Genomic DNA, 19,427 nt, shown 5'->3' with positions numbered 1-19,427 from the left:
TGTTCCACCGGCATCCTTTACCGCCGACGAGCAGCGCTGACTCATTGCCGGCGCTCGTAGCGATCCAGCCGCCAGCGGCAGAACCACGAGACCAGTGCCAGCGCCAGCAGCGCCACGGCGGTCACACCGAGCACCGACACCAACTGGTGATAACCCTCAGGGGTGCTTTCGGCCCTGGCCGCCATGCCCTTCTCGGCCAGGCGTACCACACCGTATATCAACGCCATCAGCAGGCCCAGCGGCAGCGCCGAGCCAAAGCGTGACAGGCCCCGAGTCAATGCCCAGGGAGGCGTAGGCTCCTTGTTCTTGACCGCCTTTGCCGGAGCAGCCTTGCCCCGTGAGGCCCTGGGTTCCTGCCTGGGTTCTGACTTGGCCGGGGCCTTGTTCGCGGCCTTGCTCGACGCCTTGGTCGGGGCATCGCTGCGACTGCGGGCCCTGGGTCCTGGCTTCGCCTTTTGTGTTGCCGTGCCCGATGACTGACGCCCCCCTGGCAGCAGCCGCCCGAGAGTCCAGCGCCCCAGCGACCAGCAGGCCCAGCCCAGGCACACCCCGATGGACAGCAGCACGCTGCCCATGACCAACAGATACGCCATCACAAGATCCTGAAAAGAAAAGCTTCCCATGGTGCCAAGTTAGCGGGCACTTGGGGAGCCCCTCGAGGCGATTGAGCGAGTTTCGCACACCCGCACAACGCAACGACGCCGCGGAAGGTCCGCGGCGTCGACAGGCGGGCGATCGCGTCGCCGTCTCACAGCATGGTGATGCTCAGCCGATGGTCTCGCCGGCCAGCATGAACCAGGTCTCCAGCACCGCGTCCGGGTTCAGTGACACCGAGTCGATGCCCTGCTCCATCAGCCACTTGGCCAGTTCCGGATGGTCAGACGGCCCCTGGCCGCAGATCCCCACGTACTTGCCCTTGGCCTTGCAGGCCTGGATCGCCATGGCCAGCAGCTTCTTGACCGCCGGGTTCCGCTCATCGAACAGGTGCGCGACGATACCGGAGTCGCGATCGAGACCGAGGGTCAACTGGGTCAGATCGTTGGAGCCAATGGAGAAGCCGTCGAAGTACTCGAGGAACTCATCGGCCAGCAGGGCGTTGGCCGGCAGCTCGCACATCATGATGACCTTGAGCCCGTTATCGCCGCGCTTGAGGCCATTGGCCGCCAGCAGGTCGACCACTTCACTGGCTTCTTCGGTGGTACGCACGAAGGGAATCATCAGCTCGACGTTGTCGAGGCCCATCTCGTCGCGCACCCGCTTCATCGCCCGACACTCAAGCTCGAAGCACGGCCGGAAGTTCTCGGAGATGTAGCGCGAGGCGCCGCGGAAACCGAGCATCGGGTTCTCTTCACCGGGCTCGTAGAGCTTGCCGCCGATCAGGTTCTCGTACTCGTTGGACTTGAAGTCCGACATTCGCACGATGACCCGCTCCGGATAGAAGGCCGCCGCCAGGGTCGAGATACCCTCCACCAGCTTGTCGACGTAGAAGCTGACCGGATCGTCGTAGCCGGCGATACGCAGATCGATGGTCTGCTGCAGTTCGCTGGGCAGGGTGTCGTATTCCAGCAGCGCCTTGGGGTGAACGCCGATCATGCGGTTGATGATGAACTCCAGACGCGCCAGGCCGACACCGGCGTTGGGCAGGGTGGAGAAGCTGAAGGCGCGATCCGGGTTGCCCACGTTCATCATGATCTTGAACGGGATGTCCGGCATGGCATCGACGCTGGTGACGTTGCGGTCGAACTCCAGCAGACCATCGTAGACGTGGCCGGCATCTCCCTCGGCGCAGGACACGGTGACTTCACGGCCATCGCGCAGCACGTCGGTGGCATCACCACAGCCCACCACCGCCGGGATACCCAGTTCGCGGGCGATGATCGCCGCGTGACAGGTGCGACCGCCACGGTTGGTGACGATGGCAGAAGCGCGCTTCATGATCGGTTCCCAGTCCGGGTCGGTCATGTCGGTGACCAGCACGTCCCCGGCGTTGACCTTGTCCATCTCGTCCGGGCTCAGGATGACCTTGACCGCACCACGACCGATGCGCTGACCGATGGCGCGACCGGTGACCAGGGTGCGCCCCTTCTCCTTGAGCTGGAAGCGCTCCAGCGAGCCGCCCTCCTGCTGGGACACCACGGTCTCGGGACGCGCCTGAACGATGTAGAGCTTTTGATCGTCACCGTCCAGTGCCCACTCGATGTCCATGGGACGGCCGTAGTGCTCTTCGATGGTCATCGCCTGACGCGCCAGCGCCATCACCTGTTCGTCGTTGATGCTGAAACGGCCACGATCGGACAGTGGCACATCCACGGTCTCCACCGACTTGCCGGCGCTGGCATCACCGGTGTAGACCATCTTGATCAGCTTGGAGCCGAGGTTACGCCGCAGCACCGCCGGGCGGCCTGCCGCCAGGGTGGTCTTGTGGACGTAGAACTCGTCAGGGTTCACCGCGCCCTGCACCACGGTCTCGCCGAGGCCCCACGACGAGGTCACGAACACCGCATCACGGAAGCCGGACTCGGTGTCCAGGGTGAACATCACGCCGCTGGCCCCGGTCTCGGAGCGCACCATCTTCTGCACGCCGGCGGACAGCGCCACGTTCTCGTGGGCATAGCCACGGTGCACCCGGTAGGAAATCGCGCGGTCGTTGAACAAGGACGCGAACACCTCGTGCACCGCCCGCTTGATGTTGTCGTAGCCTTCGATATTGAGGAAGGTTTCCTGCTGTCCGGCGAAGGACGCGTCGGGAAGATCCTCGGCGGTAGCGGAGCTGCGCACCGCCACCTTGAGGTTGGGATGCTTGCCGAGCATCAGCTCGTAGGCTTCACGCAGGGCGGCCTCGAAGGCCGGCGGCAGCGGGGTATCGATGACCCACTGGCGAATCTTGCTGCCGGCCTCGGCAAGGGCATTGACGTCATCGACGTCGAGACGCGCAAGCTCCTGGTTGATTCGATCGTTGAGCCCCTCGTGGGAGAGGAACTCGCGATAGGCCTCGGCGGTGGTGGCGAAACCGCCAGGCACCGTGACGCCGGCGCCGGACAGGTTGGAAATCATCTCGCCCAGGGAAGCATTCTTGCCCCCGACTCGCTCGACGTCGTTCATGCCCAGCTGATCAAACCACAGAATGTACTTGTCCACGTGACCCCCTTGGATGTCGACGACCTCGTCCGTGACGCGCCGTCATGACTGGATGCTGGCGACTCTATCAGCGCCTCGCCATATTCGCCATTGGTCTAAGAGCGAAGTCACTGGAGGATTTTTACAACACCCGGGGGAAATCGACGATTCCTGTAGTCAGCGCCCTGACGCCGCTATCGAGGTCTCCGCCAGGGCGCGCAAATCATGACGTCGGATGCTGGCGTCAAAGTATCTGAAAGGCGCGCGAATGCTTGGCTCGGCCCCGCCGCCAGGACTTTTTTCAGAGGCTGATCGAAAGCCAGCCTATCTTGTAGTCGGGCACGCCTGTGCCGCCTTAGGTTTACTTTGGAACAGCGACAACTTGTCTCACCGCAGCGGTAAACGGACAATGCCATCACTGTCTTCAAGGGAATCGTCATGACCCGAACCGCCTTCTTCATTTCCGACGGCACCGGCATCACCGCCGAGAGCCTGGGCCGCAGCCTGCTGGCCCAGTTCGAGAACGTCGACATCCGCAAGCTGACCAAGCCCTACATCGACACCATCGAGAAGGCGCGCTCGCTGGTCAGCATCATCGAGGCCACCGCCGTGCGCGACGGCGTGCAGCCGATCATCATCGACACCATCGTCGACGAGAAGATCCGCGCGGTGATTCGCCAGGCACCGGGCTTCAAGGTCGACATATTCTCCACCTTCCTCGAGCCGCTGGAGCGCGAGCTGGACACCCACTCCTCCTACAGCGTCGGGCGTACCCACGCCATCTCCAGCGACGATGTCTATATGGACCGCATCCACTCGGTACACTTCGCCCTCGACAACGACGACGGCGCCCGTACCCACCAGTACGACCAGGCGGATGTCATCCTGGTCGGGGTGTCACGCTGCGGCAAGACGCCGACCTCACTGTACCTGGCGCTGCAGTTCGGGGTGCGCGCGGCCAACTACCCGCTGACCGAAGACGACCAGGACGACAGCGGCACCCTGAAGTTGCCGCCGGTACTGGCCAAGCAGCGCCACAAGCTGTTCGGCCTGACCATCGACCCGCGCCGGCTTGCCGCCATCCGCCACGAACGTCGCCCCAACAGCCGTTACAGCAGCATGGACCAGTGCATGCAGGAGGTCGCCCAGGCCGAATCCATGTTCCGCCAGCTGCATATCCCCTTTATCGATGCCACCCGCTTCTCGGTGGAAGAAATCTCCACCCGCATGATCGCCGAGACCGGCATCAACCGCCGCTTCTCACCGCGCTGACACCCGCCTGCGTCCGCCGGTCCATGGCGGGAAGGTGCCTCCTTTCCGCCATCTCCCGGTCGAGTCGCTGCCCTGCTCGGCTGCATCACAGCGCAGTGTCCGTGGGCTTGGGCATAGGGCTGAGTCACCAGGCTCCGGACCGTTCCAGCGCACCCAGCGACTTGCAATGATAGTCAATCTCGTTACTATTTCTTTCCGTAGTGGACTCCCCGGCGCAGCCATCCCTTACCTGTCGTCGCCGCGCAAGAATAACCGTCCTGAGAAAAGGTAACGCCCCATGATCTCCCGTCTCGTCCGCCGTCCCCTGGCGCTTGCCATTGCCGCCAGTGCCCTTGTCGTGTCTAGCCACGTCGCTGCCGAAGACGTTACCGCCGAGGCGGTGGTCAGCCACTACACCGATCTCGCCCACACCACCTACAGCGACGCGCTGAAGACGGCCAAGGCACTGGACGAGGCCATCGACAGCCTGCTGGCCGCGCCGACCCCCGAGACCCTGGCCGCCGCCAAGAAGGCCTGGCGTGAGGCGCGGGTACCCTACCAGCAGAGTGAAGTCTTCCGCTTCGGCAACGCCATCGTCGACGACTGGGAAGGCCAGCTCAACGCCTGGCCGCTGGACGAAGGCATGATCGACTACGTCGCTCAGGACGGCTACCAGCACGAGCTGGGCAACGCCGGCGCTACCGCCAACATCATTGCCTCCGAGCGCATCAACGTCGGCGGCGAAGAGATCGACGTCAGTACCCTGAGCCCGGAGCTGCTGGCCGAGCTCAACGAGATCGGCGGCTCCGAGGCCAACGTGGCCACCGGCTACCACGCCATCGAGTTTCTGCTGTGGGGCCAGGATCAGCACGGCTACGAGGCCGGCGCCGGCGAGCGCCCCGCCAGCGACTTCGCCCAGGGCGAAGACTGTAGCAACGGCCACTGCGACCGCCGCCGGGCCTATCTGAAGGCAGCCAGTCAGCTGTTGATCAACGATCTGGAATGGATGGTCGCCCAGTGGGCGCCGGTAGACGGCGACAACTACCGCAGCGAACTGACCGCGCAACCGGCTGAAGAAGGCCTGCGCCGCATCCTCTTCGGCATGGGCTCACTGTCACTGGGGGAGCTCGCCGGTGAGCGCATGAAGGTCGCGCTGGAGGCCAACTCCTACGAGGACGAGCACGACTGCTTCAGCGACAACACTCACAACTCGCACTACTACAACGGTCAGGGCATCCAGAACGTCTACACCGGCAGCTACCAGCGCATCGACGGCACCACCCTGGAAGGTCCGGGCGTGGAAGCCCTGCTGGCCCAGCGCGACAGCGAGCTGGCCCAGACCCTGGAGCAGCAGATCGAGGCCTCCATGGACGCGCTCGGCACCCTCAAGGAGACCGCCGAGCGCAGCGACTCGCCGATGACCTTCGACATGATGATCGCACCGAGCAATGATCAAGGCGCCGCCATCGTCAACGATGCCATCCTGGCGCTGGTCACCCAGACCGGCTCCATCGAGCAGGCCGCAGGCGAACTGGGTGTCACCTCGCTGCAGCCCGACGACGCCGGTCATACTTTCTGACCCCGTCACTGGACCCCGCTTGATCCAGATCAGGTGATAACGCCTTGGCGGATGATGCAATGAGAGTCATTCGCCCCAAGAAGCCGCACGGCCCGCGTGCGGCTCACCTGTTTCAAGGAAACGCCTGATGCGTCAATTTCCGTCGCTCCCCCCTGCTCTGTCAGCGTTGCTTACGGCCCTCGTCATCAGCGCGCCGGTCAGCGCAAACGACGCGCCGCCCATCCAGAACGACCCACGCTCGGGTGGCGAAGGCTCGGTCAGCCAGTTCGACCACAACGCCTACTCGCTGCCCCTTGGCAACATGAGCATGACCAAGCGCCTGGACTTCAGCGTCGGCAACAGTTTTTTCCGCAACCCCTGGGTGGTGGCACCGGCCAGCACCGATGCCCGTGACGGCCTCGGACCGCTGATCAACACCAATAGCTGCCAGGGCTGCCATATCAAGGACGGCCGCGGTCACCCTCCGGCCCCTGGCGAGGCGCCGGTGTCACTGTTCCTGCGCCTGTCGCTGCCCGCCGAAAGCGACGAGGATCATGACATCGTAAGGCGCACCGGCGCCGTTCCGGTGCCCCACTACGGGCGCCAGCTTCAGACTGCGGCGATTCCCGGCGCCACGCCGGAAGCCGACATGGTACGCACCCTCGAGGATCGCGAGATCAGCTTCGACGACGGACACCACGTGGTGCTCGCGGCGCCCGTCTATTCCATCGAGAACCCCGCTTACGGGGAGCTGCCCGAGAATCTGCTGACCTCCCCCCGGGTCGCCCCGCCGATGATCGGCCTGGGCCTGCTCGAGGTGGTCGACGAGGCGCAGATCCTGGCCTGGGCGGATGAGCAGGACGCCGACGGCGATGGCATCTCGGGCCGGCCAAACCGAGTGTGGGACGTGCGCCAGCAGACCACCGTGCTGGGACGGTTCGGCTGGAAGGCCGGTGAGCCCACGGTGGAGCAGCAGAGCCTGCACGCCTTTGCCGGCGACATGGGCCTGACCTCGCGCCTGGCCGCGAGCACCGACTGTATGCCGGGCCAGGGCTGCGAGAACTTCCCCGATGGCGGCGATCCCGAAGTCAGTGACGAGGTCGCCGACTTCATCACCTTCTACGCCTCGAGCCTGGCCGTACCCGAGCGGCGCGACATGGATTCGCCAGACGTCCAGGCCGGCGCCCGTCACTTCAACACCCTGGGTTGCGCCAGCTGTCATCGCCCGTCGCTGACCACGCCGGAAGACACCGAGCGCGCCGAATTGGCCGGACAGACCCTGTGGGCCTACACCGACATGCTGCTGCACGACATGGGCGAGGGCCTCACCGACGGTCGCCCCGAGTACCAGGCCGACGGCAATGAGTGGCGCACCCCGCCGCTGTGGGGGCTTGGCCTGGCCCAGAGCGTCAACCCCCAGGCTGGCTTCCTGCACGACGGACGGGCTCGCACCCTGGAAGAGGCGATCCTGTGGCACGCCGGTGAAGCCGAAGCTTCACGAGATGCCTACAAGGCGCTCGAGGCCCATGAGCGCCAACAACTACTGGACTTCCTGAACTCCCTATGACGACTTCTCCACGACACTCGGGTAGCGCCCTGGCAGCCGCCCTGCTGCTGGCGACCGCTGGCTTGACGATGGGCGGGCCAGGGACGGCCCTGGCCCAGGGGTCCTCTGACGCCGACGCTGACACCAGCGCTGACACTGCGCACGATGCAGAGAACGAAAGCACCCCGCGCAGCGTCTGGCATCACGATATCGGGCTTGGCTATCGGCAACTGGCGAGCCGGACTCAGGCACTGGCCGAACGCCTGAAGGCGAGCTGCGGCGAGGCCGGGGTCGACCGCCCGGCGCTGCGCAGTGAGTGGCTTGCGGCCTACCAGGCCTGGCAAGCGGTGCGCTTTGTCGACTTCGGGCCGATCGAGGTGGACAGCCGTGCCTGGCAGCTCCAGTTCTGGCCCGACGCCAAGAATCTTGTGGGTACCCGCGTCGGCGCCAGGCTACGCCAGGACGCCCCCGTCGGCGCCGACGACATCGCCGAGGCCGGCGTCGCCGAGCAGGGCTTCCCGGCGCTGGAAGTACTGCTCTACGACGACGTCATGGCCAGCCGCTCGCTGGGCGACCCCCTGCCCTGCGCCCTGGCTGGGGCCATCGGCAGCCACCTGGTCGCCGTCAGCGACGCCGTGGTTGCCGACTGGCAGGCCTTTGCGCCGCACTACCTGGCCACCGACAGCTACAACGAGGCGACCCTGCACGGGGCGATGCAGTCTCTCGAGATTCTGGAGGACAAGCGCCTCGGCGAGCCGCTCGGCTTGATGGGCGCCGCGCCCAACGCCTATCGCGCAGAGGCCTGGCGCAGTGGCCAGTCGGTGGCCCTGGCGGCCGCCAGCCTGGCGGGTCTCCAGCAGTACTTCGAGCCGGGCCTTGCGACCTGGCTGGACCAGGCCGGCCATGCCGAGCTGGGCGACGCCTTTGCTCGCCAGCTCGAGGACACGCTCGATCAGGCCGAGGCGATCGACACCGGTATCGTCGATGCGTTGGCCAACCATGCCGATGGCGATTCCAGCTCCCCGGCTGCACAACAAGAACTGGCGACCCTCTACCTGGAGGTGGCCCAGCTGCGGGCGCTGCTCGATGATCAGATCGCCCCCGCCCTGGGGGTGGTCAAGGGCTTCAATTCCAGCGACGGAGACTGACCCGGTGCCGTCACTTCCTTCTCTGTCCCGGCGGCGCCTGCTCAAGGCGTCGCTGTTGGGACTGGCCGCCACCGGCCTGCCGGCCAGTCTGTGGGCGCTGGACGATGATGGCCGCCGGCAGTGGTACTTCAGCGCGGTGGACGACAGCGACGGTGGACACCACCTGGCAGGGCTGCGCCGCGACGGCGCGGGTCACTTTCTGCTGCCGAGCCCGGAGCGCTGCCACGGCGGCTGCCTCAGGCCGGGCCGCGACGAGGTGGTACTGTTCGCTCGACGGCCAGGCCAACGCTTCCATGTGCTCGACGCCAGACGCCAGGCATCGACACTCGAGATCAGCGCAGGACAGGGCCGGCACTTCTATGGCCACGGCGTGTTCGACCCGAGCGGTCGCTGGCTCTACGTCACCGCCAATCGCATCGACGACGCCATGGGGCTGGTTCAGGTGCACGACGCCGAGCAAGGCTACCGGCATGTGGGCGACCACCTTCTCGACGGCATCGGTCCCCACGAGGTCGGCCTGATGCCCGATGGCGAGACCCTGGTGGTGGCGCTGGGCGGTATCCGCACCCATCCCGACAGCGGGCGGGCCAAGCTCAACCTCTCGGACATGGACCCCGCCCTGCTGCTGCTCGATCGCCATAGCGGCGAGATCCTCGAACGCCATCGGCCATCCCACCACCAGCTGAGCTGTCGCCATCTGGACATCGCCCCCGACGGCACCGTCGTCGCCGGCTACCAGTTCCAGGGCCCCGAGTGGGAGACCGACCACCCGCTGATCGCCAGGCGCGCGCCAGACGGCAGCTTCAGCGAGCAGGTGCTGCCTTCGCCCCTGCAAGGGCGTCTGGCCCAGTACACCGCCAGCGTGGCGGCCAGCCAGGTGCGCCCGAGTGCGGCGATTTCCGCCCCACGAGGCAACAAGGTGCTGGTGCTGGGCAGGAACAGCGGCGAGCTGCTGGCACAGTTCGATATCGTGGACGCGGCAGGCGTTCGCTGCGACGGCGCCGGAGGCTATCTGGTCACCACCGGCGGTGGCGAGGTCCACCGCATCGACGATGGCGGCCGCCATCGCCAACTGGCCGCCTTGCCGCTGCGCTGGGACAACCATCTGACCTGATCACCACCCGCGGGTTATCGGCCATCGGGCCGTCCACCAGGACATCGACCCTGGCATCAATCCTGACATCGCCCCTGGCATCGACGACCGCGCCAACAACACGGCCAGGCCCCTTCGGGCCTGGCCGTTGTGCACTCGGGTACTGCTGGGGGCGCTTAGCGGATGATGCCTTCCCTGCGCAGTCGCTCGATGTCCGCTAAAGACAACCCCATCTCGGCCAGCACCCTGTCGCTGTGCTCTCCAAGGCGTGGTGGCGCGGAATCGGCGGTGGCACTGGCCCCATCGAAGCGCAGCGGGTTGGCGACCTGGGGCACGCCGTCGATCTCCCGGGCCATGCCACGGTGACGCACCTGAGGATCGGCGAACACTTCCGGCAAGGTATGGATGGGCCCTGCCGGTATCCCCCGGGCCTCGCATTCGGCGAGCCAGTGATCTCGCTCGCCGCCGCTCAGAATGCCCTGGATCAAGGCCACCAGATCCTGGCGATGGGCGACCCGTCCTTCGTTGGTGGCGTAGTCGCCTTCGGCCCATTCGGGGTGCCCGAGCAACTCAGCCAGGCGAGCGAACTGGGCGTCGTTGCCCACGGTCAGCACCAGATGACCATCGCGGCAGGCGAACGCCTGGTAGGGCACGATATTCGGATGAGCATTGCCGAAGCGCTGCGGTGCCACACCGCTGACCAGGGTATTGAGCGCCTGGTTGGCCAGGGTCGCCACCTGAACGTCGAGCAACGCCAGGTCCACGTGGCTGCCCTCGCCGGTCTCGCGCCGGCGATGCAATGCCGCCAGCACCCCCACGGTGGCGTAAAGCCCGGTCATCACGTCGGTGATCGCCACTCCGGTCTTCATCGGCATGCCGTCGGCGTCGCCGGTCAGACTCATCAAGCCGCCCATGGCCTGAATCATGAAGTCGTAGCCTGCCCGGTGGGCGTAGGGTCCGGTCTGGCCAAAGCCGGTGATGGAACACACCACCAGCGCCGGATTGATCTCTCGCAGCGAGGCAGCGTCGAGGCCATAGCGAGCGAGCCCACCGACCTTGAAATTCTCGAGCACGATGTCGGCGCCCTTGGCCAACGCCTTGATCAGGCGCTGGCCATCCGCGCTTGCGATGTCCACCGCCAGCGACTGCTTGGCACGATTGGCGCAGAGGTAATAGGCGGCCTGGCGTTCGACCGCATCACCGTCGATCGGCTCGCCCTGATGCCAGGGCGGCCCCCAGCCGCGAGTGTCATCGCCACGACCGGGGTGCTCGATCTTGATCACCCGAGCGCCGAGGTCGCCGAGCAGCTGGCCGCACCAGGGGCCGGCCAGCACCCGCGACATGTCCAGCACGGTAACCCCCTCGAGCGGCCTGGCGGCGCTGGCAGCTTGCGCGCTCTCGCCTGCCGTATTGCCGGCGCCGGCCTTCGCTGGGCTGTCTGCCTGGTGCATGGCGGTGTCACTCACCCGGTGAAGGCCTGCAGGCCGGTCTGGGCACGCCCGAGGATCAGGGCATGCACATCGTGGGTGCCTTCGTAGGTGTTGACCGCCTCGAGGTTCATGACATGACGGATGACGTGGTACTCGTCGCTGATGCCGTTGCCGCCGTGCATGTCCCGGGCGACCCGGGCGATATCCAGCGCCTTGCCACAGTTGTTGCGCTTGATCAGCGAAATCGCCTCGGGCACCAGTTGGCCGTCGTCTATCATCCGTCCCACCCGCAGCGACGCCTGCAGGCCCAGGGCGATCTCGGTCTGCATGTCGGCGAGCTTCTTCTGGATCAGCTGATTGGCGGCCAGCGGGCGGCCGAACTGCTTGCGCTCCATGGTGTAGTCACGTGCGGCGTGCCAGCAGGCCTCGGCGGCGCCCATGGCACCCCAGCTGATGCCGTAGCGGGCGCGGTTGAGACAGGAGAAAGGCCCCTTCAGGCCCTGCACGCCAGGCAGACGCTGTTCGTCGGAGACCTCGACGTCCTGTATCGCGATCTGGCCGGTGATGGAGGCGCGCAGGCTGAACTTGCCCTCGATCTTGGGGGCGCTGAGACCAGGCATGCCCTTCTCGAGCACGAAGCCGCGGACCACCCCCTCCTCGTCCCGTGCCCAGACCACGAAAACGTCGGCGATCGGCGAGTTGGTGATCCAGGTCTTGGTGCCGTTCAGGCGCCAGCCGGAGTCGGTGCGATAGGCCCGGGTCGACATGCTGCCGGGATCGGAGCCATGGTCCGGCTCGGTCAGACCGAAGCAGCCCACCCACTCACCGCTGGCAAGCTTCGGCAGGTAGCGATCGCGCTGGGCGTCGCTGCCGAAGGCGTGGATCGGGTACATGACCAGGCTCGACTGCACGCTCATGGCGCTGCGATAGCCGGAATCGACCCGCTCGACCTCACGGGCGATCAGGCCGTAGCTGACGTAGTTCATGCCAGCACAGCCGTAGCCATCGATGGTGGCGCCGAGCAGTCCAAGCTCCCCCATCTCGTTCATGATCTCGCGATCGAAGCGCTCGTGACGGTTGGCCTCGAGCACCCGGGGCAGCAGCTTTTCCTGGCAGTAGTCGTGGGCGGTCTGCTGGACCATACGCTCTTCCTCGTCGAGTTGATCGACGAGGCGGAAGGGATCTTCCCAGGTAACGGGGGTGATGCTGGTCATGGCGGGGGCTCCAGAATTTCTACATTTTCACCAAATGTAGACCTAATGGTCGATCTTGCCAACCCCCACCTTGGTCGAGCGATGACGAATCACGGGCCTCGACGTCGAACGACGAGGCCCGAACGTCGTCAGCCAGGCTATTGGCCGGACGACTCGCCGGCCCGGTACAGCGACTGGATGCTGGAAAAATCCAGACCGCCGTTGCCCTGGGCGCTGTGCAGCGCGAACAGGTTGCGCGCCTGGGAACCCATCGGCACGCTGGCGCGGGACTCAAGCGCCAGCTCCCAGGCAAGCCCCAGGTCCTTGGCCATCAGGTCGGTCAAGAAGCCGCCCTGATAGTCACGTGAGGCGGCGGAACCCTCCATCACCCCGGGCCAGGGGTTGTAGACGTTCAATGCCCAGTTGCCGCCGCTGCTCTGCTTCATGATCTCCGACAGCACAGCCGGATCCATGCCGTTCTTGACCCCGAGAGACAGCGCCTCGGCGGTACCGCTCATCAGGATGCCAAGCAGCATGTTGTTGCAGATCTTGGCCACCTGGCCGCTGCCACTGGGGCCTGCGTGGAACAGGTTCTTGCCCATGGCCTCGAGCACCGGACGGGCCTGCTCGTAGGCGTCGGCGTCGCCACCGACGATAAAGGTCAGGGTGCCGGCCTTGGCGCCCCCGATGCCGCCAGACACCGGCGCATCGAGGTAGGCCAGACCACGCTTGGAGGCCTCGCCCGCCACCAGCCGGGCATCGTCCGGCGAAATGGTGGAGGCATCGAGCAACAAGGGCCGCGACGAGAGCTGGTCAAGCAGTCCCTCGGCGCCGTCACGGCCGAGGTACAGCGCCTTGACGTGCGCCCCCGCCGGCAGCATCGAGACCACCACCTCGGCGCCTTCGGCGGCCTCCAGGGCGGAACTCGCCCGACTCGCGCCCTGCTCTTCAAGCGTCGCCATGGCCGACTCGACCAGGTCGAAGACCCGCACCTGGTGGCCCGCGCCGACCAGATTGGCGGCCATCGGCGCGCCCATGTTGCCAAGGCCGATAAAGGCGATTTGCATAAGATGTCTCCTGGCTATCTAACGAATTGTGATTGTTGTGCTGTCCCGTCAAGCGGCGATCAAAGGTCGTCCAGTGGCCCGGGACCGTTGCCCCAGGGGGCTCCGAACATCGCCGCCAGATCGGCGCTGCCGACGCTTGCGACGTCTCGATGCCGCCACTGCGGTGACTTGTCCTTGTCGATCAACAGCGCGCGCACTCCCTCGGCGAAGTCGCCCAGCACGTTGCACTGGATCGATACCACCAGCTCGTCGCGGAAGGCGTCGGCCAGCGAGGAGTGGCGATGTCGCTCGAGCATCCGCCAGGCCAGGTGCGCGGTCAGTGGACAGCCCTTCTCGAGTCGTGCGCGATTGGCCGAAAGCCAGTCATCGTCGCGATCATCGCCCAGGATGGCAGCCACGGCGTCCTCCACGCGGCCCTTGAGGGTCAGCGAGGTGATGTGATCCAGATGGGGCCAGACCTGCGCCCCGGGAGCCTTCTCCGGCGCCTCGAATTCACCGAGTACGTCGCACACCAGCGCCTCGGCGTCATCCACGTGGCCGGGGGCGAAGTGGCAGTCGCAGAGCCGCGCGAGCAGCTCGTCGCGCCGCTCGCGCGGAACGAAACGATCCGCCATGCCCAGGTCAAGGGCGTCCCTGGCGTTGATGCTGGCACCGGTAAGGCCCAGGTAGAGCCCGACCCCCGGCGGCATCTTGTTGAGAAACCAGCTGGCCCCGATATCCGGATACAGACCGATGGTGATCTCCGGCATGGCGATCCGAGTGGTCTCGGTCACCAGACGATGCCGACCACCGGCGGTCAGGCCGAGCCCACCGCCCATGACGATGCCGTCCGCCCACACCAGCAACGGCTTGGGATAGGTATGCAGCCGATAGTCGAGGCGATACTCGGCGGAAAAGTAGTGGCTGGCATAGCTGCCGACACCGCGCCCGGACTCCTGCTCGCGCTTGAGCTCTCGCACCAGCGCCACCACATCGCCACCGGCGCAGAAGGCCTTGTCCCCCTCACCGTCAAGCCATACCGCGTGAACATCGGGGTCCTGGGCCCACTCCTCGAGTTTTTCGTCGAGCAGCTCGATCATCTCGAGCGACAAGGCGTTCAAGGCCTTGGGCGCGTTCAGGGTGGCGATACCGATGCAACCGCCGCCGGCCGCCGGACGGCGTTCGAATCTGACCAGGTCGTGACTCATTGTTTGGCTCCTTGCACTCTTTTCCATGCGCTGTCTGTTCACTCCGACGTCACTGCAGCGATTCGACCACGCCGTCGGCGAGCAGGCGACGACCGACGATCAGGCGCATGATCTCGTTGGTCCCCTCGAGAATCTGGTGCACCCGGGTATCGCGGACCAGGCGCTCCAGCGGGTACTCACGAATGTAACCGTAGCCCCCGTGGAGTTGCAGTGCCTCGTTGCAGACCTTGAAGCCGATGTCCGTGGCAAAGCGCTTGGCCATGGCGCAGTGGGCGGTCGCCTCGGGATCGCCCTGGTCCAGCCGCCAGGCGGCCTGGCGCACCATCAGACGGGCCGCCATCAATTCCGTGGCCATGTCGGCGAGACGGAACTGCAGCGCTTGAAAGGACGACAGCTCGCGACCGAATTGCTTGCGCTCGCCGAGGTAGTTGCGCGCCAGGGTCAGCGCATGCTGGGCCGCCCCCAGCGAACAGCTGGCAATATTGAGACGGCCACCGTCCAGCCCCTTCATGGCAAACCGGAAACCCTCGCCCTCTTCACCCAGACGATGATCGGCGGCCACCCGCACACCATCGAAGCTGACCAGTCGAGTCGGCTGGCTCTTCCAGCCCATCTTGTCCTCGTTCTTGCCATAGCTGACGCCCTCGGCGTCCGCCGGTACCACAAAGGCCGAGACGCCACGGGCGCCGCTATCCGGCTCACCGGTGCGCGCCATCACCACCAGCACCTCGGTGGAACCGGCACCGGAGATGAACATCTTGGCCCCATCGATGACATAATCATCACCGTCTCGCACGGCCTTGGTACGCAGATTGGCGGCATCCGAACCGGCACCGGGTTCGGTAAGGCAATAGGAACCGAGCCACTCACCACTGACCATGGCCTCGACGTAGCGATCACGGACGCCGTCGGTGGCCCAGTTGGCAATCATCCAGGTGACCATGTTGTGGATGGTCAGGTAGGCGGTGGTGGCGATACAGCCCTGCGACAGCTGCTCGAAGATCAGCGACGCATCCAGGCGCGAGAGTCCCAGTCCGCCGTGTTCTTCCGGGGTATAGATCCCCAGAAAGCCCGCTTCGCCGGCACGCCGGATGACGTCCAGCGGAAAGTGCGACGTGGCGTCCCACTCGGCGGCGTGATCCTTGAGTTCGACTCGGGCAAAGTCGGCGGCGGCGTCGACCAGGGCCTTCTGATCGTCGGTAAGGGAAAAGTCCATGGTGGCATCCTCATGTTCAAGACGTCGATGGCGAGCCAGACAGCGAGTCGGACAGCGAACCGTTCGGCTGGCCATTCAGCCGGCCGGGCGGCTTCCCCGCCATGCAATGGGACCCAACCTAGCACTTGCTCGGTTTTCGACCTATCAACCCATAGTCGTACACGTCGCTGCGGCCCTGAACACCGGGGCGCCTTGCCCGGGCGAGGGTCAATTTCGCTACATCCACTTTACGTTAACGTAAACTTTGACTAGTGTCTTTTCCAAGGACCCCGCCGCGTCGGGTCCTCCCAACAGGACAGAGCATCATGAGCAAAACCGCCAGCGCCAACCGCGCCTCAGGCTCCTCCAGCGAAGCTCGCCAGCCCACCGCGATCTCCCGCACCTACAGTATCGGAGAGCTGGCCAAGATGTTCGAGGTGACGCCTCGGACTATCCGCTTCTATGAGCAGGAAGGGCTGTTGGCGCCCCGACGCCAGGGTCAGAAGCGCATCTATCGCGAGAAGGATCGGGTGCGCCTGAAACTGACGCTCAGAGGCAAGCGGCTCGGGTTCTCGCTGGCCGAGATACGCGAGGTGGTGATGATGTACGACGCCATGCCGGACGGAAACGCCCGCCAGCTCAAGCGTCTACTCGAGATCATCGCCGAGAAGCGTGCCGAGCTCGACCGTCAGCTCGAGGATATCCGCCTGATGCGCCTCGAGATGGACGATGTCGACCGGCGAGCCCGGGACGCCCTGGGTCAGCTCGGCGAGAAGGGCTAGCTCCCGTCCTCCACGACTGGCTGCTGGTCCCTCGCCTGCTGCGACACCCTGACTGCCAATGCTCTGCCCCGAACAATGACAACACCCTGCCCCACGGCAATCACCAGACGACAAGACGAGAGCCACGATGACACGCCAGTCTGCTTCCTCTCCCGATCTCGCTCCCTCGACCGCGCCCTCACCCTCGAGCGTGAGCTACGTCAGCGGCATCAGTGACCTGCCCCTGAAGGGCCAGACCATCGGTGACTGCTTCGACGAAACGGTATCCCGCTTCCCCGACCAGGACGCCTTGATCAGCCGCCACCAGGGGCTACGCTATCGCTGGCGCGAGCTCCAGGACGAGGTGAACCAGGCGGCCCGCGCGCTGCTGGCCATGGGCGTCAAGAAAGGCGACCGGGTGGGCATCTGGTCACCCAACTGCGCTGAATGGACGATCACCCAGTTCGCCACCGCCAAGATCGGCGCCATCCTGGTCAACATCAATCCGAGTTACCGCACCCATGAGCTCGACTACGCGCTCAAGCAGTCGGGCACCTCGACGCTGATCCTCCAGGGCAGCTTCAAGACCTCGGACTACGTGGCCACCCTGGCCGAGCTGGCCCCGGAGGTCAACGACGTCCAGGGGGCTGGCCCGCTCAAACTGGCCGGACTGCCCGAGCTAAAGCGTGTCATCTGCCTCGACTCGGCCAAGACCCTGCCAGGCATGCTGGCCTGGGAGCGCATCTTCGAGCGCAGCGACGAAGTCAGCGCCGAGGAATTGGCCGAGGTGCAGTCAGGTCTGCAGTTCGACGAACCAATCAACATCCAGTACACCTCCGGCACCACCGGTGCGCCCAAGGGCGCCACCCTGTCCCACCACAACATCCTCAACAACGGCATGTTCGTGGCCAGGGCGATGAACCTGACCGATCAGGACCGCATGGTGATTCCGGTACCGCTTTACCATTGCTTCGGCATGGTGATGGGCAACCTTGGCTGCGTGACCCACGGCGCCACCATGATCTACCCCGCCGACGGCTTCGACCCCGAGACCACCCTGGCAGCGGTGGCGGAAGAAAAGGCCACCACGTTGTACGGTGTCCCCACCATGTTCATCGCAGAGCTCGAACACCCGGACTTCGAACGCTACGACCTGTCGTCGCTACGTACCGGGATCATGGCAGGCTCCATCTGCCCGATCGAGGTGATGCGACGGGTCATCGACCAGATGAACATGCAGGACGTGACCATCTGCTACGGCATGACCGAAACCAGCCCGGTCAGCTTCCAGACCACCACCGATGCCCCGCTGGACAAGCGCGTCACCACGGTGGGCACCATCCACCCGCATCTGGAGGTCAAGCTGGTGCATCCGGAAAGCGGCGCGGTGGTTCCGAAGGGCGAGACCGGCGAGCTGTGCACCCGTGGCTACAGCGTGATGCTCGGCTACTGGAACAACGAGGAAGCCACCGCCAAGGCCATCGACAACGCCGGCTGGATGCATACCGGCGATCTAGCGACCATGGACGATGAAGGCTATGTGGCCATCGTCGGGCGTATCAAGGACATGATCATTCGCGGCGGCGAGAACATCTACCCCCGCGAGATCGAGGACTTCCTCTACACCCATCCCGCCATCTCCGACGTCCAGGTCATCGGTGTACCCGACCAGAAGTACGGCGAGGAGGTCATGGCCTGGGTCAAGCTCAGCGAAGGCGAACAGCTCGACGAGGAAGGACTCAAGGCCTTCTGCAAGGGCAAGATCGCGCACTACAAGGTGCCGCGCTACGTCAAGTTCGTCGACGAGTTCCCGATGACCGTCACCGGCAAGGTACAGAAGTTCAAGATGCGTGAGGAAGCCACCCACGAACTTGGACTGGCCTGAGTCCTGAATAGCAGGACCTGAAAGCCAAGGTCCTGAAAGCCAAGGGCCTGAAAGCCAAGAACTTGAAAGCCAAGCTCCTGGCTTACCTGGTACCCAAAATCAGAAGCGCCCCGGAGGGTATCCCCGGGGCGCTTCTTGTCTTGCTGACGCCGGACACTGGCGGTCGGTCTTGCCCTAACCTTTTTACATCCCATTCGGCGCGAAGATGCCGGGTGCGTTGCGCCAATAGCCCTTGCTGACCTTATATCAGCAGACCGAAACCAAAGACGTAGCGGTCGGTCTTGCCCTTACCCTACATCCCCTTCGGCGCGAAGATGCCGGGGGCGTTGCGCCAGTAACCTTTACCGACCTTATATCAGCATACCGAAACCAGAGACGTAGCGGTCGGTCTTGCCCTTACCCTACATCCCCTTCGGCGCGAAGATGCCGGGGGCGTTGCGCCAATAGCCCTTAATGTCCATCCCGAAACCAAAGACATAGCGGTCGGCGACCTCCAGGCTGCAGTAATCGGCCTTGAGGCCAGGCACTGCCTTGCGGTCGTGATTCTTGTCCACCAGTACCGCGGTGGAGATGCTCTTGGCGCCGGCCTCGCGGCAATAGTCGAGGATGGCCGCCAGGGTGGCACCTTCGTCGAGGATATCGTCGACGATCACCACATGACGTCCGGCCATGGGAATCTCCGGCGAGACACGCCAGAACAGCTCGCCCCCTCGGGTCTTGCCGCGATAGCGAGTGGCGTGCAGGTAGTCCACCTCCAGCGGAAAGCCCAGACGCGGCAGCAGGTGACCGGTCGTGATCAAGCCACCGTTCATTACGCAGTAGAACACCGGCAGTTCATCGCCGAGATCCCGGGTAATCTCCTCGGCCATGCGATCGAGCGCACGCTCGACTTCATCATGGCTGATCAGGCAATCCGCGGTGTCCATCACCTCACGCATATCGTCACGTGAAGCGCTATGGGCAGGGTCCAGTTTCGGCATAACAGTCAACTCGTTT

At 65.1% G+C, this 19,427-nt stretch carries 15 protein-coding genes; 7 read left to right on the top strand and 8 right to left on the bottom strand.

Annotated features, from left to right (window positions below):
• Window positions 1-41 precede the first annotated feature (41 nt).
• Window positions 42-593, bottom strand: coding sequence for a hypothetical protein (locus NFG58_RS09000; protein WP_348828015.1), 552 nt, complete (start codon window positions 591-593; stop codon window positions 42-44).
• Window positions 594-765: 172 nt separating this feature from the next.
• A complete protein-coding gene (gene ppsA, locus NFG58_RS08995) occupies window positions 766-3,138 on the bottom strand; it encodes a phosphoenolpyruvate synthase (protein ID WP_045994922.1) in 2,373 nt (790 codons plus the stop codon).
• A 417-nt stretch (window positions 3,139-3,555) separates the two neighbouring features.
• On the opposite strand from ppsA, the gene NFG58_RS08990 reads away from it, so the two are divergent.
• The 5 genes from NFG58_RS08990 to NFG58_RS08970 all read left to right on the top strand — a co-directional run bounded on the left by NFG58_RS08990 (window position 3,556) and on the right by NFG58_RS08970 (window position 9,734).
• Window positions 3,556-4,389 carry a pyruvate, water dikinase regulatory protein gene (locus NFG58_RS08990; protein WP_045994921.1) on the top strand — a complete coding sequence of 278 codons (834 nt, stop codon included), beginning with the start codon at window positions 3,556-3,558 and terminating at the stop codon, window positions 4,387-4,389.
• Between the two features lie 277 nt (window positions 4,390-4,666).
• Complete coding sequence (locus NFG58_RS08985) at window positions 4,667-5,947, top strand: imelysin family protein (protein WP_222517230.1); 1,281 nt, start codon at window positions 4,667-4,669, stop codon at window positions 5,945-5,947.
• 127 nt (window positions 5,948-6,074) lie between these two features.
• Window positions 6,075-7,493: a di-heme oxidoredictase family protein gene (locus NFG58_RS08980; protein ID WP_348828014.1), complete on the top strand. Its 1,419-nt coding sequence runs from the start codon at window positions 6,075-6,077 to the stop codon at window positions 7,491-7,493.
• The gene (locus NFG58_RS08975) at window positions 7,490-8,620 is read left to right on the top strand and encodes an imelysin family protein (protein WP_348828013.1); all 1,131 of its coding nucleotides are present in this window, start codon (window positions 7,490-7,492) and stop codon (window positions 8,618-8,620) included. Before NFG58_RS08980 ends, NFG58_RS08975 begins: the two co-directional genes overlap by 4 nt.
• Before the next feature lie 4 nt (window positions 8,621-8,624).
• Window positions 8,625-9,734, top strand: a complete 1,110-nt coding sequence (locus NFG58_RS08970; RefSeq protein ID WP_348828012.1) for a DUF1513 domain-containing protein — start codon at window positions 8,625-8,627, stop codon at window positions 9,732-9,734.
• Between the two features lie 155 nt (window positions 9,735-9,889).
• Here the strand turns inward: NFG58_RS08970 and NFG58_RS08965 are convergent, their stop codons facing one another.
• The 5 genes from NFG58_RS08965 to NFG58_RS08945 form a co-directional block, all read right to left on the bottom strand.
• Window positions 9,890-11,179: a CaiB/BaiF CoA-transferase family protein gene (locus NFG58_RS08965; protein WP_348828011.1), complete on the bottom strand. Its 1,290-nt coding sequence runs from the start codon at window positions 11,177-11,179 to the stop codon at window positions 9,890-9,892.
• The gene (locus NFG58_RS08960; RefSeq protein ID WP_348828010.1) at window positions 11,176-12,357 is read right to left on the bottom strand and encodes an acyl-CoA dehydrogenase; all 1,182 of its coding nucleotides are present in this window, start codon (window positions 12,355-12,357) and stop codon (window positions 11,176-11,178) included. The genes NFG58_RS08965 and NFG58_RS08960 overlap by 4 nt, the downstream gene beginning before the upstream one ends.
• Window positions 12,358-12,494: 137 nt before the next feature.
• Window positions 12,495-13,403 carry a 3-hydroxyisobutyrate dehydrogenase gene (gene mmsB, locus NFG58_RS08955; RefSeq protein WP_348828009.1) on the bottom strand — a complete coding sequence of 303 codons (909 nt, stop codon included), beginning with the start codon at window positions 13,401-13,403 and terminating at the stop codon, window positions 12,495-12,497.
• 59 nt (window positions 13,404-13,462) lie between these two features.
• Window positions 13,463-14,590 carry an enoyl-CoA hydratase/isomerase family protein gene (locus NFG58_RS08950; protein ID WP_222517236.1) on the bottom strand — a complete coding sequence of 376 codons (1,128 nt, stop codon included), beginning with the start codon at window positions 14,588-14,590 and terminating at the stop codon, window positions 13,463-13,465.
• A gap of 49 nt (window positions 14,591-14,639) precedes the next feature.
• A complete protein-coding gene (locus NFG58_RS08945; protein ID WP_348828008.1) occupies window positions 14,640-15,806 on the bottom strand; it encodes an acyl-CoA dehydrogenase family protein in 1,167 nt (388 codons plus the stop codon).
• Window positions 15,807-16,111: 305 nt separating this feature from the next.
• On the opposite strand from NFG58_RS08945, the gene NFG58_RS08940 reads away from it, so the two are divergent.
• Together NFG58_RS08940 and NFG58_RS08935 are read left to right on the top strand one after the other, a co-directional pair.
• On the top strand, window positions 16,112-16,567 hold the full coding sequence (locus NFG58_RS08940) for a MerR family DNA-binding transcriptional regulator (RefSeq protein WP_083970354.1): 456 nt from the start codon (window positions 16,112-16,114) through the stop codon (window positions 16,565-16,567).
• Between the two features lie 127 nt (window positions 16,568-16,694).
• Complete coding sequence (locus tag NFG58_RS08935) at window positions 16,695-18,431, top strand: AMP-binding protein (RefSeq protein WP_348828006.1); 1,737 nt, start codon at window positions 16,695-16,697, stop codon at window positions 18,429-18,431.
• Window positions 18,432-18,832: 401 nt separating this feature from the next.
• Here NFG58_RS08935 and NFG58_RS08930 read toward each other — a convergent pair whose 3' ends face one another.
• On the bottom strand, window positions 18,833-19,411 hold the full coding sequence (locus NFG58_RS08930; RefSeq protein WP_045992365.1) for a hypoxanthine-guanine phosphoribosyltransferase: 579 nt from the start codon (window positions 19,409-19,411) through the stop codon (window positions 18,833-18,835).
• Window positions 19,412-19,427 lie beyond the last annotated feature (16 nt).

It is taken from the genome of Halomonas sp. RT37 (assembly GCF_040070525.1).
In the GTDB taxonomy this organism is placed as follows: Bacteria; Pseudomonadota; Gammaproteobacteria; order Pseudomonadales; family Halomonadaceae; genus Halomonas; species Halomonas litopenaei.
Note: the sequence above shows the minus strand (reverse complement) of the source record. Positions and strands in the feature narration are given on the sequence as shown.